Origin of the sequence: Extensimonas vulgaris (assembly GCF_003337425.1) — a bacterium.
Lineage (GTDB): Bacteria > Pseudomonadota > Gammaproteobacteria > Burkholderiales > Burkholderiaceae_C > Extensimonas > Extensimonas vulgaris.
This window is the reverse complement of sequence record NZ_QPJU01000005.1, coordinates 117,747-132,560: the sequence shown is the minus strand read 5'-3', so window position 1 is coordinate 132,560 and position 14,814 is coordinate 117,747. Positions and strand designations below refer to the sequence as shown.

At 65.9% G+C, this 14,814-nt stretch carries 14 protein-coding genes and 1 pseudogene; 4 read left to right on the top strand and 11 right to left on the bottom strand.

Translation table 11 applies throughout. The features are described from left to right. Window position 1: 1 nt before the first annotated feature. The 11 genes and pseudogenes from DFR45_RS08890 to DFR45_RS08840 all read right to left on the bottom strand — a co-directional run bounded on the left by DFR45_RS08890 (window position 2) and on the right by DFR45_RS08840 (window position 10,501). A complete protein-coding gene (locus DFR45_RS08890; RefSeq protein ID WP_114483349.1) occupies window positions 2–862 on the bottom strand; it encodes an ABC transporter ATP-binding protein in 861 nt (286 codons plus the stop codon). Next, complete coding sequence (locus tag DFR45_RS08885) at window positions 859–2,265, bottom strand: efflux RND transporter periplasmic adaptor subunit (RefSeq protein WP_114483348.1); 1,407 nt, start codon at window positions 2,263–2,265, stop codon at window positions 859–861. The genes DFR45_RS08890 and DFR45_RS08885 overlap by 4 nt, the downstream gene beginning before the upstream one ends. A 70-nt stretch (window positions 2,266–2,335) precedes the next feature. Continuing rightward, a complete protein-coding gene (locus DFR45_RS08880; RefSeq protein ID WP_114483347.1) occupies window positions 2,336–3,895 on the bottom strand; it encodes an efflux transporter outer membrane subunit in 1,560 nt (519 codons plus the stop codon). A gap of 168 nt (window positions 3,896–4,063) precedes the next feature. Continuing rightward, window positions 4,064–5,128: a tRNA (adenosine(37)-N6)-threonylcarbamoyltransferase complex transferase subunit TsaD gene (gene tsaD / locus DFR45_RS08875; protein ID WP_241659409.1), complete on the bottom strand. Its 1,065-nt coding sequence runs from the start codon at window positions 5,126–5,128 to the stop codon at window positions 4,064–4,066. Window positions 5,129–5,368: 240 nt separating this feature from the next. Then, window positions 5,369–6,730 (bottom strand): annotated as a pseudogene (locus DFR45_RS08870) (ATP-binding protein); the annotation flags it as partial. Then, a complete protein-coding gene (locus tag DFR45_RS08865; protein WP_114483346.1) occupies window positions 6,706–7,371 on the bottom strand; it encodes a response regulator transcription factor in 666 nt (221 codons plus the stop codon). The gene DFR45_RS08865 and the pseudogene DFR45_RS08870, both read right to left, overlap by 25 nt. 11 nt (window positions 7,372–7,382) lie before the next feature. Beyond that, the gene (locus tag DFR45_RS08860) at window positions 7,383–8,153 is read right to left on the bottom strand and encodes a COG4705 family protein (RefSeq protein WP_114483345.1); all 771 of its coding nucleotides are present in this window, start codon (window positions 8,151–8,153) and stop codon (window positions 7,383–7,385) included. Window positions 8,154–8,162: 9 nt separating this feature from the next. Next, window positions 8,163–8,612, bottom strand: a complete 450-nt coding sequence (locus tag DFR45_RS08855) for a hypothetical protein (RefSeq protein WP_114483344.1) — start codon at window positions 8,610–8,612, stop codon at window positions 8,163–8,165. A gap of 29 nt (window positions 8,613–8,641) precedes the next feature. Beyond that, window positions 8,642–9,439, bottom strand: a complete 798-nt coding sequence (locus DFR45_RS08850; protein ID WP_114483343.1) for a COG4705 family protein — start codon at window positions 9,437–9,439, stop codon at window positions 8,642–8,644. A 65-nt stretch (window positions 9,440–9,504) separates the two neighbouring features. After that, the gene (locus DFR45_RS08845) at window positions 9,505–10,101 is read right to left on the bottom strand and encodes an undecaprenyl-diphosphatase (protein WP_114483437.1); all 597 of its coding nucleotides are present in this window, start codon (window positions 10,099–10,101) and stop codon (window positions 9,505–9,507) included. A gap of 64 nt (window positions 10,102–10,165) precedes the next feature. After that, window positions 10,166–10,501, bottom strand: coding sequence for a PepSY domain-containing protein (locus DFR45_RS08840; RefSeq protein ID WP_114483436.1), 336 nt, complete (start codon window positions 10,499–10,501; stop codon window positions 10,166–10,168). Window positions 10,502–10,759: 258 nt separating this feature from the next. On the opposite strand from DFR45_RS08840, the gene DFR45_RS08835 reads away from it, so the two are divergent. The 4 genes from DFR45_RS08835 (at window position 10,760) to DFR45_RS08820 (ending at window position 14,813) form a co-directional block, all read left to right on the top strand. Next, window positions 10,760–11,386, top strand: coding sequence for an ANTAR domain-containing response regulator (locus DFR45_RS08835; RefSeq protein ID WP_114483342.1), 627 nt, complete (start codon window positions 10,760–10,762; stop codon window positions 11,384–11,386). Window positions 11,387–11,769: 383 nt separating this feature from the next. After that, the gene (locus DFR45_RS08830; protein ID WP_114483341.1) at window positions 11,770–13,014 is read left to right on the top strand and encodes a CmpA/NrtA family ABC transporter substrate-binding protein; all 1,245 of its coding nucleotides are present in this window, start codon (window positions 11,770–11,772) and stop codon (window positions 13,012–13,014) included. A gap of 72 nt (window positions 13,015–13,086) precedes the next feature. Beyond that, a complete protein-coding gene (ntrB, locus tag DFR45_RS08825; protein ID WP_114483340.1) occupies window positions 13,087–14,004 on the top strand; it encodes a nitrate ABC transporter permease in 918 nt (305 codons plus the stop codon). Beyond that, the gene (locus DFR45_RS08820; RefSeq protein ID WP_114483339.1) at window positions 14,001–14,813 is read left to right on the top strand and encodes an ABC transporter ATP-binding protein; all 813 of its coding nucleotides are present in this window, start codon (window positions 14,001–14,003) and stop codon (window positions 14,811–14,813) included. Before ntrB ends, DFR45_RS08820 begins: the two co-directional genes overlap by 4 nt. The last annotated feature ends 1 nt before the right edge of the window (window position 14,814 follow it).

Genomic DNA, 14,814 nt, shown 5'->3' with positions numbered 1-14,814 from the left:
CTCAGGTGCCCTCCTCGCTTGCCGCAGCCGGGGCGGGCTGGTTGGCCTGGGTGGGCAGCGCCTCTGCCGCCGTGACGCTTTTGTGGCCCGGGCGCAGCATCAAAGGTGCGGGGTTGGGGGCGTCGCGCTCCACCTGACCATCGACGAAGTGCACGATGCGCCGCGCGTAGTCGGCCATGTCGTGCTCGTGCGTGACCATGAGCACGGTGATGCCGTGCTCGACGTTCAGGCGCCACAGCAGCTCCATGATTTCGTGGCTGCGGTGCGTGTCGAGGTTGCCCGTGGGCTCGTCGGCGAGCAGCACCGCCGGCGCCGTGACGATGGCGCGCGCGATGGCCACGCGCTGCTGCTGCCCGCCCGAGAGCTCGGCCGAAGTGTGGTGCTCCCAACCCTTGAGGCCCACGTCCGCGAGCGCCTGCGCGGCCGCGGCATGGCGCTTGGCCGCGGGTTCGCCGCGGTACAGCAGCGGCAGCTCGACGTTTTCGAGGGCGGTGGTGCGCGGCAGCAGGTGAAAGCCCTGGAACACGAAGCCGAAGTAGCGCCGCCGCAGCAGCGCACGCTCGTCGCGCGTGAGCCCTTCGACGTGCACGCCGCGAAACAGGTACGCGCCGGTGCTTGGGTGGTCCAGGCAGCCGAGGATGTTCATGGCCGTGGATTTGCCCGAGCCGCTCGGCCCCATGATGGCCACGAAGTCGCCCTGCTGCACGTCGAGGCTGATGCCCTTGAGCGCCTGGAACGCGAGCGCCCCTTCGCCATAGACCTTGGTCACCCCGCGCAGGCTGATCAAGGGCTGCGATGGTGGCGGCGAAGGTGGTGGCGACGCCGATGGCTGCGGCGGCGCGGCGTCTTGCACTGCGCTCATGGCTTGGCCCCGGCGCGGCGCTGATCGACGATCACGGCCATGCCGGGCTGCAGGCCGTCGCCACTGACTTCAGTCACGCGGCCGTCGCTGATGCCCACCTGCACGCGCACGGGCTGCGGCTGGCCGTCTTTGAGCAGCCACAGCTGGCGCTCGTTGCTGCCAGGCCCGGCCGCGGCGGGGCCTTTGGCCACCGTGCCGGCCTTGCGCGCGTTGCGCGGCATGTGCGGCATGAGCTGCGCCATGATGCCGCCGCCCGAGCCGCCAGACTTTGCCGCGCCCGGCGTGGACGCCGCGCCCGCCGCGCCCGCAGCGCCCACCTGCGTGGGCGTGAAGCGCAGCGCCGTATTGGGCACCAGCAGCACGCCCTTGCGCTCGGTGGCGACGATGGTCGCGGTGGCTGTCATGCCGGGGCGCAGGGCCAGGTCGTGGTTGTCCACGTCAAGCCAGGTGGTGTAGGTGACCACGTTGTCGGTCTTGGTCGAGCCGAAGGACACACGCGTAACCTCGGCCGGAAAGCGCCGTGTGGGGTAGGCGCTGACCGTGAAGCTGGATTTTTGCCCGACCTGCACCACGCCCACGTCAGCCTCGTCGACGTCGGCATAGACGCGCAGGTGCGTCAGGTCTTCGGCCAGCATGAGCAAGGTCACCGCCTGCAGCGACGCGGCCACGGCGTTGCCAGGCTCGACCGAGCGCGACAGCACCACGCCATCGATGGGCGAGCGGATCGAGGCCTTGGACAGGTTGGTCTCGTCGGTGGAGAGCGCCGCGCGCGCGTCCTGCACACTCGCGCGCGCGCTGGCTTCGTCGGCTTGCGCGCGCAAGAGCGTTGCCAGGCCCGTGTCGAGCTCGGCCGCCGAGGGCACCTTGCCGCCCGACAGGCGCGCCACCTCTTGCAGGCGCGCGTAGTTCGCCTGGGCTTCCTTGGTCGTGGCCGCGGCCTGCGCGAGCCTGGCCTGCGCCGCGGCGAGCGTGGCGCGCGAGCGCTGCACCTGCGCTTCGAGCTTGGCGGTGTCGAGCACGATCAGCACCTGGCCTTTTTTCACACGGTCGTTCACATCGACGAACACGTCGCGCACCGTGCCCGAGAGTTCGCTGCCTATGGCCACGGAGCGCGTGGGCTGCAGGATGCCGTTGGCCATCACGCTGAGCGTGATGTTGCCACGGCGCAGCGCTTCGGTGACGTAGCTCGGCGCGGCGCTGGCGCTTTGCTGCACGCGCCAGTAATACGCGCCGCCCGCCACGAGCACGAGCGCGAACAGACCCAGCCACACGCCGGGGCGCTGCCACCAGCGGTGCACCAGGCCGTCGCCGAGCAGGTTTTTCAGCTCGGCCGCACTGGGCCGGGTCTGCGCCGTGGGCGCTGCGACAGGTGCAGGAGAAGCCGAGGGATCGGAAGAGGTCATGGTGGTGCCAAACGAGCAAAAACCAGTGGATCGGTGGATGGAGCGCGCGGGGTGCGGATACGCCAAAGGCTCACTGCGGCGCGGGGCCGTTCGTCCAGCCGCCGCCCAGCGCCTTGTACAGGCGCACATGGTCGGCCGCGACGCTGGCCACGCTGCTCGCGACGCTGTCTTGCGCCGTAAGCAGCGTGCGTTGGGTGTCGAGCAGGGTCTGGAAATCGATGCGGCCGCTGCGGTAGTTGTGCTCGGCCAGCAGCGCGGCGTTGCCCGCGGCCTCGGCAGCGGTCTGCAGGTGCGCCAGGCGCAGGCGCTCGTTGCGCAGCGCCGTGAGCGCGTCTTCCACGTCCTGCAGCGCGGTGAGCACGGCGGCTTCGTAGTCGCTGCGCGCTTGCGCGAGCACGGCCTCCTGCACGCGCACCTGCGCGCGTGCGGCGCCGCCGTCGAAGATCGGCGCCGTGACGCTCGCGAGCAGGCCGCGCGTCACGGCCTCGCCCGTGTCCAGCGCACCGAGCGTGAGCGCGCTCAGCCCCAGCGAGCCGGCGATGTTGAAGCGCGGATAGCGCGCCGCGTCGGCCTGCAGCACGCGCGCGAGCGCTGCGGCGATGCGCTGCTCGGCAGCATGCACGTCGGGGCGCTGGCGCAGCACCACGGCGGGGATTTCGAGCGCCAGATCGGCACTCGGCGCAGGCACGGCGGCCGGCGCGGCCAGCAGCGCGTCGAGCGCCGCGGGCGCCTGCCCGGTGAGCACCGCGAGGCTGTGGCGCGACTGGTCCAGGCTCGCCTGCAGCGCCGGGATCAGCGCCGCCGTCTGCTCGGCCACGGTGCGCGCCTGCTCCACTTCCTGCGAGCTCGTCAGGCCCGCCTGCATGCGCCACGCGGTGAGCTGCAGCGTCTGGCGCTGCGTCAACAGGTTGCTGCGCGCAATCCCCAGGCGCTGCTGCAGCCCGCGCAGGTCGATGTAGTTGACCGCCACCTCGGCCGCGAGCGCCACCTGCACGGCGCCCAGGTTGGCCTCGGCGGCGCGTGCGTCGGCCTCGCTCGCCTGCAGCGCGCTGCCCAGACGGCCGAACAGGTCGGGCTCCCAGCTCGCGTCGAAGCCGGCCTGGAACTGGTTGCCGGTGTGGCCCGCGGCGCGGCTGCGCTGCGCCGAGCCCGAGGCGTTCAAACTGGGCCGCAACGCCGCGGCCTGCACATCGACCTGCGCCCGCGCCTGCTGCAAGGCCGCGAGCGCGCTGCGCACGCTGGGGTTGGCCTGCAAAGCCTGCTGCACCAGCGTGCTGAGCTGGGCATCGCCAAAGCGCTGCCACCACTGCGCGAGCGCGGCCGCGTTGCCGGGCAGCAGCGCGGGGCGGGCGGCATCGGCTGAGTTGGGTGAGGCAGGTGCGGGGGCGCCCGGCGCTGGCCCGCCAACGCTCGGATCTACGCCCGCATCTATGCTGGCAACCGCGGGCGCCGACCACGCTGCGGGCAGCGCCACCACGGGCACGGGCTGCTCGGGCGGCACCCAGTGCGCGCAGCCCACCAGCAGGCCCAGCAGGCCCGCGCCAAACGCCGCCCGCCAGAGGGCCCGGGCGCACGCGCCTGCCCTGCTGCGCGCGGGCAAAGTCGATGTGCGGGTCGATGTGCTGTGCATGGGGGGCGATTGTGGCGGGCAAATTTATCGCCTCGGGGCCCTTGTGGTGAACCCGCGGTAAAGACGCCCGCCAGAATACTCTTTATTTGATAGCAAAATCATGTGCATAAAATTCAGCACTTGCGCTTTATTATCAAGCACAATAAGCTATCAAAAAAAGACCGATTTTTATGGATTTTCCGCCTCCAGCGCATCGAGTGGCCAGCGCGGCTTGACGTCGAAGGCATAGTCGCAGTGGGCCTGCTGCCGGCCCGCCTGCAGGCGCATGGCCGCGGCCAGCGCGATCATGGCGCCGTTGTCGGTGCACAGGTGCAGCTCGGGGTAGTGCACACGCACGCGGCGCGTCGCGCAGGCAGCATCGAGCTGCGCACGCAGGTGCCGGTTCGCGCCCACGCCGCCGGCCACCACCACGCGCGTGAGGCCCGTCGCATGCAATGCGGCCAGCGTCTTGTGCACGAGCACATCGACGATCGCGGCCTCGGTGCTCGCGGCCAGGTCGGCTTTGCGCGCCTCCAACGCATCACCGAGCTTCTTCGCCTGCGTGAGCACCGCGGTCTTGAGCCCGGCAAACGAAAAATCGAGGTTGCCGCTGTGCAGCAGCGGGCGCGGCAGCGCAAACGCCTTGGCGTCACCCTGCTGCGCCAGCAGCGAGAGCGCCGGCCCACCCGGGTAGCCCAGGCCCAACAGCTTGGCCGACTTGTCGAAGGCCTCGCCGGCCGCGTCGTCTATGGTTTCGCCCAGCAGCGCGTAGCGCCCTACGCCATCGACGCGCATGAGCTGCGTGTGCCCGCCCGACACGAGCAGCGCGACGAACGGAAACTCCGGCGGGTCGGCGCTCAGAAACGGCGAGAGCAAATGCCCCTCGAGGTGGTGCACGCCCAGCACCGGCCGCCCCAGCGCCGCCGCCAGCGCGCAAGCCACGCCCGCGCCCACCAGCAGCGCCCCGGCCAGCCCCGGCCCGCGCGTATAGGCCACCACGTCCACGTCCGCCAGCCGCGCACCCGCCTGCGCGAGCACCTCCTCGGCCAGCGGCAGCACGCGGCGGATATGGTCGCGGCTCGCCAGCTCAGGTACCACGCCGCCGTAAGCCTGGTGCATGGCGATCTGGCTGTGCAGCGCGTGCGCGAGCAAGGCCGGCACGCCGCCGCTCGGCTCGCAGCGCACCAGCGCCACGCCGGTTTCGTCGCAGGAGGTCTCTATGCCAAGCACTAGGTGCCTGTCGGACTTTGGGATCGTCGGCTGCGAATGTGCCGCAGCGGCCCATTTTTTACCGTCTTCTTGCCCCATAGTGCCGCTATGGGGCGGCGAATCCGGCCAAAATTGGCCTCGCTGGGGCGCATTCTCGCTATCGACGCCCAAAGCCCGGCAGGCTCCTAGGGCGTCGGCGGGCAGGGCGGAGGGCAGGCTCAGGGGGGCGCTCATAGGGGCGTGAGTGTAGGGCTCGGCCTGGGGGTGCCTAGGAGCCTGTCGGACTTTGAGTGGAATGAAGACGGTGACTTTTGCGCCGCGTTGATTTGCATCGTCCGTGAAGTCGAGTTGAATTTCCGCACCCATGCGACTGGCAATCGTTTGGACGATGGAAAGTCCAAGTCCAGAGCCCATCTGCTCGCTGCCCAGCGTGCGATAGAAGGGATCAAAAACCCGGTTCCTTTCGGCCAGCGGAATACCGGGCCCATTGTCCTGAATACGCAGCTCTGCCTTCCCGTTCGATACAACCACGGAAAGGTCCACACGCCCCCCTTCTGGCGTGTAGCGGATGGCGTTATCGACCAAATTCTTGACCACGGTGATCATGTCCAACTCGCTCGCCCAGACTTCTGCGTCCTGCGTGCCTTCGACACCGATGTCAATCTGCTTGGCCTCGGCCAGCGGCATGCTGTCTTCCAGCACGCGGCGATAGATGCTCTGAATGGATACCGACGACTTCGGCAAGTCGCTAGCCGACTGCGCCCTGGCCAAGGTCAGGAGCTGATCCAGCAGGCTGCGGCTGCGCGCTATCCCTTGGCGCAACACTGTCAGCCGTTCGCGTGCCTGGCCGGGCATTTCCGTTTCTGCCAGCCGTTCCGCTTGCAGCGAAAGGGCGGTCAGCGGCGAGCGCAGCTCGTGCGCGGCATCCGCCACAAAGCGGCGCTGAGATTCCATCGACTGACCAACCCGGGCGAGCAGACGGTTGATGGCCACGGCGAACGGGCGCACCTCGATTGGCAGGCGGCGGTCTTCGATGGGGTGCAGTTCCTGCTCGGCGCGCAGGTCAATTTCCTTGGAGAGCGCCGCAATGGGCCGGAACATCTTGCGCACCAGGTCAGCGACGATCAGCAACAGCATTGGCATAAGAACCAAGAATGGCATCACCGTGCGCAACGCCCCATCACGGGCGATCTCATTGCGAAAGCCTGCTTCCTGCGCCACGGCAATGCGTTCGCCGGCAGCCGTTGTCTTGACCAGTACGCGAAAGGCCTGACCGCTGACCTCCAGCGTGTGCAACCCATCGGCCAGTGTCGTCGGCAGGGAAAGTGTGCCACCTGCATCCACGCCTGCCGCAGACGAACTGGCTTCCCCCAAGCGCTGGACGATTACGCGCGATTCTTCATCGGCATCCTTGGGCCGGGTATCGGCGGTCGGCGCGGCTGGCGACAGATGCTGACTATCCATAAGCTGCGCCACCTGGCGCAAAACATCGTCCTGTAACTCATGGGCCTCGTCGAACGCCGACATGAACGAAAAGACACCTGCCACGACGGCCACCACGAAGATGGCCAGCGACAGGGTGAAGGACAGCTTGAGCTGAACCGATTCGTTCAAGCGCCTCTTCAGACCCTTTTTGAAACCATCCATCCGACCCCCCTGACGTTCTTGATGACCTCGCTGCCCAGCTTGCGCCGCAGGGCATGGATCAGATATTCGACAGCATTGCTTTCAACCTCTTCCCCCCAGCCATAGATGCGATCCTCCAGCTCGCTGCGCGAGAGGATGGCCCCCGGGCGTACCAGCAAGGCTTGCAGCAGCGCGAACTCGCGGTTGGATAGTTGCAGCGGAGGGCCGCCATTGACGCTGGCCTCTTTGGTGGCTGGATCGAGCGACACCACGCCATTGCTGAGCACCGGCGCTGCGGCGCCGCCCTTGCGCCGCAGGACGGCGCGCATCCGGGCCAGCAACTCCGCCATCTGAAAGGGTTTGGACACGTAGTCGTCGGCCCCTCCATCCAGGCCGCGCAGGCGATCATCCAGGCCATCACGCGCCGTGATGATGAGCAAGGGGATCGGGTTGTCCTTGGCGCGGAGGTTGGCCAGCACCTCCAGCCCATCTTTGCCGGGCAGACCCAGATCGAGCAGCACCAGGTCATAGCGCTGGCAGCCCAGCGTCGTGAGCGCCGTCTGCCCGTCCTTCACCCAATCGGCTGCGTAGGACGCATCCTTCAATGCGCTCTGGATCGCGTCACCGATCATGGAATCGTCTTCGACCAACAGAATCCGCATCGCCTCTGTCCTCAATCGGGGGTGAAAGCTCGATGGACGTGATCTATCACCTGAGTGACCAGGATAGCCACAAGCATGAAGGCCAGCAGCGCTGCCGATGCCGAGTAACGGCTCAAGGCCAAGCCCCCTCCGGTCACCGGCTTGTCCAGAAAATCGCCTACCACGGCACCCAGCGGCCGGGTCAGCACGAACGCCGTCCAGAACAGCAGCGTGCGGGATACCCCTGTCCAGAAATAAGCTGCCACGACCAAGGCAAGCAGCCCACTGAACACTAGCGACGCATTGGCGTAGCCCAGGCCCGCCGTATCGGCAGTCCAGTCACCCAGTGCGGTGCCCAGCGTTTGGGAGAACATGATTGTCAGCCAGTAAAACGCTTCCGCCTTGGGTGAGCTGACCGTGCTCGCCGACACGGAGCCGAGGGTGCGATGCCAGACGAAGAGTGAGCCGAGCAGCAGGGCCAGCAGCAAGCTCGAACCGCCAGCGTACCCGATCCCGAGCGAACGATCCGCAAAATCGGCCAATGTCGTGCCGACCGTGGTGGTAGCGACGATGGTGCTCCAGTACAGGAAGGGATGGAAACGCTTGGCCTTGACCTGCGCTACCACGGTGGCCAGAAAGATCGCTCCGAATATGCCCGTGCTGAGCAAGTAACCCAGGTTCATGGACATCGAGACGGCATCGCCGCCGGTTTCGCCAAGCGTCGTGGCGGCAATCTTGATGATCCAGAAGCCCAGCGTGACTTCAGGCACCTTGGCCAGCGCGTGCTCAGTGGCTGGTTTCATGGGGCACGCTCACTTGCCTTGGAGGGCGTCGAAGGTTTTCAGCAAGGCGGCCATCGCTGCCTTGCAGTCGGCCTGACTCGGCGTGTCGGCACGCAGCGCCGCAAGCGACTTGTCTATGGACTTGTCGAGCACATGCCAGTCATCGGCTGCCCGTGGTTTCAAACCCGCCTCAGCGGAGTCCCATGCGACTTCCAAATCCTTGATGCGAGCTTTGGCAGCGGGCAAGTCTCCCTTATCCACGAGGGCGGCTACGTCGGCAGCAATGCTGCGGAAGGCCGACAGGTCGCCGAGCTTAGAGGCGGATGTGCCTTGCGAGGCCGAGATACTCTGGCCCGGTGTGGTCGATGCTGCGCTCGCGCTGTTCTGATCGGCTGGCTTGGAACAACCGACTGCCAGAGCCAGGAGTACGGCCGCTGAAACGGCGACGACAGAGCGTACGATTGATTGCTGATTGGTCATGTTTTTCTCCTTGTGTAGTGGGAAGCGGGCTATTCAGAGCTGGGTAAAGCGGCTTGCGTGGTAGAGCGGCTTGCGTTCATGCCGATCTGTGCGACAGCCACCAGCAAGACGATCACCGAGAGGAACAGGGCGCTCGTCCACATAGCACCCATGCCAAGGCCGCCATACGTCTTGGCCTGCGTCAGCAAATCGCCGAGCGCGGCCCCGAAGGGACGGGTCAGGATGTAGGCAATCCAGAAGGTCAACACGGCATTGCCGCCCATGCGCCAGGCGGCGTAGGTGATGCCGATCAGCGCTCCGAAGGCCACCGCTCCCCAGGTAAATCCCAGGCCCAATGCCTCGGTCGCCAAATCGCCAGCAGCAGTGCCCAGCGCAAACGTGCAGAGAATGGCGGCCCAATAGAACAGCTCGCGGCTGCGCGTCACGATGTCGTGGATGGACAGGGTGCGCTCGACCCGATACCAGACGAAGAAGATCGCGGCAAGCGCCACGGCGAACGCCAAGGTGCTGACGTACAGGCTGACGCCGAGGCCATCGGTCAGCAGGTCGGTGATCTGGGTGCCGACCACGCTGACCAGTACTACCGTCAGCCAGTAAATCCAAGGCGTGTAGCGGCGGGTGCGCAACTGGGCAAACAACGCTGCCGCCAGCAAAGCAGCCATCATCGCGCGGGTCATGCCTTGGCCCAAGCCCGCGTTGACCGCCAAATAATCGGCCCCGGTCTCACCCACCGTGGTGGACATGATCTTGATGATCCAGAACGACAGCGCGACTTCCGGGACTTTGTTGAGCCAGCCTGTAGAGCTGCTCGTGGGCAATTTGTGCATGGTGTCTTCCTGTTGAGATTGGGTTGTCGTCAGTTTGAACACGCAGACTTAGCCCGCCCATAGGCTCACTCGCGCATCCATCCCAGCGCGATCAGCCTGCCAAAGATTCGGCGATGGATGCCGCAGGCAAGCCGGTAGCTCGACCCCAGATACCAGCGCGCTTCGTGGAGCGACAGCCAGGCGCTGATTGCAGCGACCGTGGCGGCCCCGAGCATGTCGAGTGGAAAGTGAACACCCAGGTAAATGCGCGCCCAGGCGATCAGAACACCCGACAAGGTCAGCGTGATGCCTGCATTGCGTTGGACGCCTTGCAGCAGGAGGCTGAAGGCAACCGCCCACCACAGCGTCAGGTGATCGCTTGGGAATGACGAATCGGCAACATGGGGGATAAGGATATGGCCCAGGCCGATCATGAAAGGCCGGGGATGCGACCAAACCAAACCGATGAATTGATTGATGAACAAGCCCAGCAATCCCGAGGCGGTTGCGACAAGCATCGCCTTGCGGGTGTCCTCGTTGCCGCATAGCCAGCCGATGCCGATCAGGAGCGGGATCGTCCAGATAAACCATTCGGCAAGGAAGATGGCCGGCATCAGCGCCAGAGCGCTGGGATGCTCCGACGCGTTGAGCCAGAGAAACAATGTTTGGTTGAGTGATTCCATGAGGTCTGCGGGCCGGATCGCCGCATAGTGGGGGCGATCCAGCCATCCTTGCAGGTCGTCTGTTTTATTCGTCGTGGTCGTCATCGTCATCGTGATCCGCCTTGTCTTCGGCAGACCCGATGACCGTGCCCTTGTCGGCATCGACCCGAACATCGAAGACCTTGGCTCCGCTGACGACCTCTACGTCATAGACCCAGCCCTGCTTCGAGTTCTCGTACTCGGCGCGCGACGCTTTGCCGTTCGCGTGTTGTTCGGCTACGGTCACGGCCTGGACGAGCGGAATCCTGGCCTTGGTGACCATCAAGGCATCATTCTCCATGTCGCCTTTGGCGGCGTAGGCGACTGCGCCGGTTGCAGCGAAGACGATGGCCAGCAGGGAAAGTTTGGTGTAGCGATACATGATGTTCTCCAAAAAAGTGCAGAAATTTGCACAGCAAAGAAGGTACGCAACCAGACTTAGCTGCTGCTGAGCGCAATAAAAATTTGTTTCTGCCCAACTTGTCCATGAGGCGGTGCTTCGCACCTATGCGAGCGTTGGTGGACAGCCAACGGTCATTGGGATCACTGCTTCGCCAACCGCCCCGTCATCGTCCCGTGTCCTCATGAAAAATCGCGGTTCTATGCGCATCCCCGGCGTGCTTCTTGCTTTTTTGCGGCGATGACCGAAACCCTGCGCATCGTGGTCGTGGCCCCCGATCTGGCCGTGAGTGACCCTGACGACGAACACGCCCTGCTCCAGGCCGAGCGTTCGCGCGCGCTGCGCATAGGGCTGCTGGAAAACGGCTACAACCTCGTCGCCACGCTGCCCGCCGACGTGTTCCTGAGCGAGCGCCTGGCCCAGCTGCAGCCCGACTTGATCATCGTCGATGCCGAAAGCGAGGCGCGCGACGCCCTCGAGCACGTGGTGCTGGCCACGCGCGCCGCGCGGCGCCCCATCGTGATGTTCACCAACGATGAGGACACCTCGCACGTGCCGGATGCCGTGGCCGCGGGTGTGACGGCCTACATCGTGGCCGGGCTGGCGCCGCAGCGCATCCGCCCGATTCTGGAAGTGGCCATGGCACGCTTTGCCCATGAACAGGCGCTGCGCGCGGAGCTGGCCCAGGCGCGCAACGCGCTTTCGGAGCGCAAAACCATAGACCGCGCCAAGGGCCTGCTCATGCAGCGCCAGGGTTTGAATGAACAGCAGGCCTACGACAAGCTGCGCAAGCTGGCCATGGACAAGGGGCTCAAACTCGCAGAGGTGGCGCAGCGCATACTCGACGCAGCGGACTTGCTGGGATAGCCTGCACGCACCTCAAGCCCTCAGGCAGCCGGGACATACCCCACGATGGTGCAGCGCACAAAACCCGTGCCCCGGTACGGTGCCCCGCGCCCGCCCCATATTCTGCGGATCCAAATCAAGCACAACGTCCGGAAGACAAGCGCAAATAGCTACTTTTGCAGGAGCAAAAAGAGCGCCACGCAAAGCTGGCATGCCGCTTGCATTAAATCTTCCAGACCAACGCAGGTCTTGCAGGCAGCACCGCCCAACGGCGGGCGGTGAAAGCCTCTTACCGGACAAAGGCGTCCCCATGCGTTTGCGCGCTGCCACTGGCAGGCGTGAACGGCATGAGGACGCCTTTTTGTTTTTGCCTTTTTCAACATCCACCCGAAGGAACCGCCCCCATGACCGATCTGTTGAAAACCAGTCTTCAGCGCCGCACCGTGTTGCAGGCCGCGGCCGTGGGCACGCTGGGCGCCGGCCCTGCGCTGCGCGCGCTCGTGCATGCCCAGGGCTCCGATGCCCCCGAGAAAAAGGAGGTGAAGATCGGCTTCATTCCGCTCACCGACTGCGCCAGCGTAGTCATGGCCAGCGTGCTGGGTTTGGACCAGAAGTACGGCGTGAAGATCATCCCCAGCAAGGAAGCCAGCTGGGCCAGCGTGCGCGACAAGCTCGTGAGCGGCGAACTGGACTTCGCCCATGTGCTGTACGGCCTGGTCTATGGCGTGCAACTGGGCATAGGCGGCCCCAAAAAAGACATGGCCGTGCTCATGACGCTCAACCAGAACGGCCAGGCCATCACGCTGAGCAAAAAATTGGCCGAGCAAGGCGCCACCGACGGCCCCAGTCTGGCCAGGCTGATGCGCGGCGAAAAACGTGAATACACCTTTGCCCATACCTTCCCCACGGGCACGCACGCCATGTGGCTTTACTACTGGCTCGCGGCCAACGGCATCCACCCGCTGAAGGACGCCAAGGTGATCACCGTGCCGCCGCCGCAGATGGTGGCCAACATGCGCGTGGGCAACATGGACGGCTTTTGCGTGGGCGAGCCCTGGAACCACCGCGCCATCATGGACGGCATAGGCATCACCGCCACCACATCGCAGGCCATCTGGCCCAGCCACCCTGAAAAGGTGCTGGGCACCACGGCCGAGTTCGTGCAGAAGAACCCGAACACGGCGCGCGCCGTCACCGCCGCCATCCTGGAGGCCAGCCGCTGGATCGACGAAAGCCTGGCCAACAAAAACAAGATGGCCGAGACCATCGCCGCCAAGGCCTACGTGAACACCAGCGTCGATGCGATCAACCAGCGCATCCTCGGGCGTTACCAGAACGGCCTGGGCAAGACCTGGGACGACCCGCTGCACATGAAGTTCTACGACGGCGGCGCGGTGAACTTTCCCTACCTCAGCGACGGCATGTGGTTCCTCACCCAGCACAAGCGCTGGGGCCTGCTCACGGCCCACCCGGACTATCTGGCCGTGGCCAAAAAGGTCAACCGTATCGACGTTTATCAGCAGGCCGCCACCGCCGCCAAGGTGCCGCTGCCCAAGAGCGCCATGCGCAGCCACAAGCTGATCGACGGCGTGGTCTGGGACGGCAAAGACCCGGCCAGGTACGCCGACGGCTTCCAGCTCAAGGCTTGAGAACAGGTTCTGAGCGGCTGCACCCGCCCCACATCCCATCACCCCTCCTTCTTTTCCCCCCAGGAGCCTGCCATGGTCAGCGCCGTCTTTCATTCCCCGCCGCAAGCCCCTCCAACCGCCGGGCTTGCACCCCAGCCCGCCCAGCCAGCCCCGGCGCCGGCACTGTCCACGCCGCGCACGCCGCCGGCTACACCAGCTGCGAGTGCCTGGTCACGGCGCCTGTGGCTCGCGCTGCTGCCGCCGCTGTGTGGGCTGGGCCTGCTGCTGGGCGTGTGGGCGTTGGTTTCGACCGCCACCGGGCACAGCATCCCCACGCCGCAGGAGACCTGGGCGCAGGCGCGGCAGGTGTTCAGCGACCCGTTTTACCGCAACGGCCCCAACGACCAGGGCGTGGGCTGGAACGTGCTGGCGTCGCTGCAGCGCGTGGCTCTGGGTTTCGGGCTGGCGGCGCTGGTGGGCATTCCGGCGGGCTTCGTGATCGGGCGTTTTCCCTTTTTGCAGCGCATGTGCAACCCCTTGGTCAGCCTGCTGCGCCCGGTGTCGCCGCTGGCCTGGCTGCCCATAGGGCTGCTGGTATTCAAAGGCGCCCACCCCGCGGCCATATGGACGATCTTCATCTGCTCGATCTGGCCCATGCTCGTCAACACCGCCATCGGCGTGCAGCGCGTGCCGCAGGACTACATGAACGTGGCGCGCGTGCTCCAGCTGTCGGAGTGGAAGATCGCGACCAAGATCCTTCTGCCCGCCGTGCTGCCCTACCTGCTGACCGGCGTGCGCCTGGCCGTGGGCACCGCCTGGCTGGTGATCGTGGCGGCGGAGATGCTGACCGGCGGCGTGGGCATAGGTTTTTGGGTCTGGGACGAGTGGAACAACCTCAACGTCAAGAACATCATCATCGCCATTTTCGTGATCGGCATCGTCGGCCTGCTGCTCGAATACGCCCTCGTCAAGCTGGCCACGGCACTGACTTTCGAAGAGGTGCGCACATGAACGATGCCCTGCACCGCAAATTCATCCAGGTCCAGGGCGTGGCCCAGACCTTCCACACGGCCAAAGGCCCGTTCCCGGCGCTGCGCGACATCGATCTGTGCATTGCCAAGGGCGAATTCGTGGCGCTGATCGGCCACTCGGGCTGCGGCAAGTCCACCTTGCTCAACCTCATCGCTGGCCTGACCACACCCACCGAAGGCGCACTGCTGTGCGCCAACAAAGAGATTAAGGGCCCCGGGCCGGAGCGCGCCGTAGTGTTCCAGAACCACTCGCTGCTGCCCTGGCTGACCTGCTTCGACAACGTGTACCTGGCCGTCGAGCGGGTGTTTGGCGCGCACGAAAGCAAAGCCCAGCTGCGCGCGCGCACCACCGCCGCCCTGGCCCTCGTGGGGCTCACGCACGCGGCGCACAAACGCCCCGGCGAAATCTCGGGCGGCATGAAGCAGCGCGTGGGCATTGCGCGCGCCTTGTCGATGGAGCCGCAGGTGCTGTTGATGGACGAGCCCTTCGGCGCGCTCGACGCGCTGACCCGCGCCAAGCTGCAGGACGAGCTGCTGGACATCGTCGCGCGCACGCACAGCACCGTGGTCATGGTGACGCACGACGTGGACGAGGCGGTGCTGCTGTCCGACAAGGTGGTAATGCTGACCAATGGCCCCGCGGCCACCATCGGCGAGGTGCTGAGCGTGCCGCTGCCGCGCCCGCGCAACCGCGTCGCGCTGGCCGAAGACCCGCACTACCAACACTGCCGCAAAGCCGTGCTGGACTTCCTCTACACCCGCCAGGCGCATGTCGAGCATGCGGCCTGAC

Bases quoted from the DNA above. Each gene is read 5' to 3' on its own strand.
- DFR45_RS08830 (WP_114483341.1), top strand. From the start codon at position 11,770: ATGACCGATCTGTTGAAAACCAGTCTTCAGCGCCGCACCGTGTTGCAG.
- DFR45_RS08885 (WP_114483348.1), bottom strand. From the start codon at position 2,265: ATGACCTCTTCCGATCCCTCGGCTTCTCCTGCACCTGTCGCAGCGCCC.
- DFR45_RS08860 (WP_114483345.1), bottom strand. From the start codon at position 8,153: ATGAAACCAGCCACTGAGCACGCGCTGGCCAAGGTGCCTGAAGTCACG.
- DFR45_RS08835 (WP_114483342.1), top strand. From the start codon at position 10,760: ATGACCGAAACCCTGCGCATCGTGGTCGTGGCCCCCGATCTGGCCGTG.
- ntrB (WP_114483340.1), top strand. From the start codon at position 13,087: ATGGTCAGCGCCGTCTTTCATTCCCCGCCGCAAGCCCCTCCAACCGCC.
- DFR45_RS08845 (WP_114483437.1), bottom strand. From the start codon at position 10,101: ATGGAATCACTCAACCAAACATTGTTTCTCTGGCTCAACGCGTCGGAG.
- DFR45_RS08840 (WP_114483436.1), bottom strand. From the start codon at position 10,501: ATGTATCGCTACACCAAACTTTCCCTGCTGGCCATCGTCTTCGCTGCA.
- DFR45_RS08865 (WP_114483346.1), bottom strand. From the start codon at position 7,371: ATGCGGATTCTGTTGGTCGAAGACGATTCCATGATCGGTGACGCGATC.
- DFR45_RS08855 (WP_114483344.1), bottom strand. From the start codon at position 8,612: ATGACCAATCAGCAATCAATCGTACGCTCTGTCGTCGCCGTTTCAGCG.
- DFR45_RS08820 (WP_114483339.1), top strand. From the start codon at position 14,001: ATGAACGATGCCCTGCACCGCAAATTCATCCAGGTCCAGGGCGTGGCC.
- DFR45_RS08880 (WP_114483347.1), bottom strand. From the start codon at position 3,895: ATGCACAGCACATCGACCCGCACATCGACTTTGCCCGCGCGCAGCAGG.
- DFR45_RS08850 (WP_114483343.1), bottom strand. From the start codon at position 9,439: ATGCACAAATTGCCCACGAGCAGCTCTACAGGCTGGCTCAACAAAGTC.
- DFR45_RS08890 (WP_114483349.1), bottom strand. From the start codon at position 862: ATGAGCGCAGTGCAAGACGCCGCGCCGCCGCAGCCATCGGCGTCGCCA.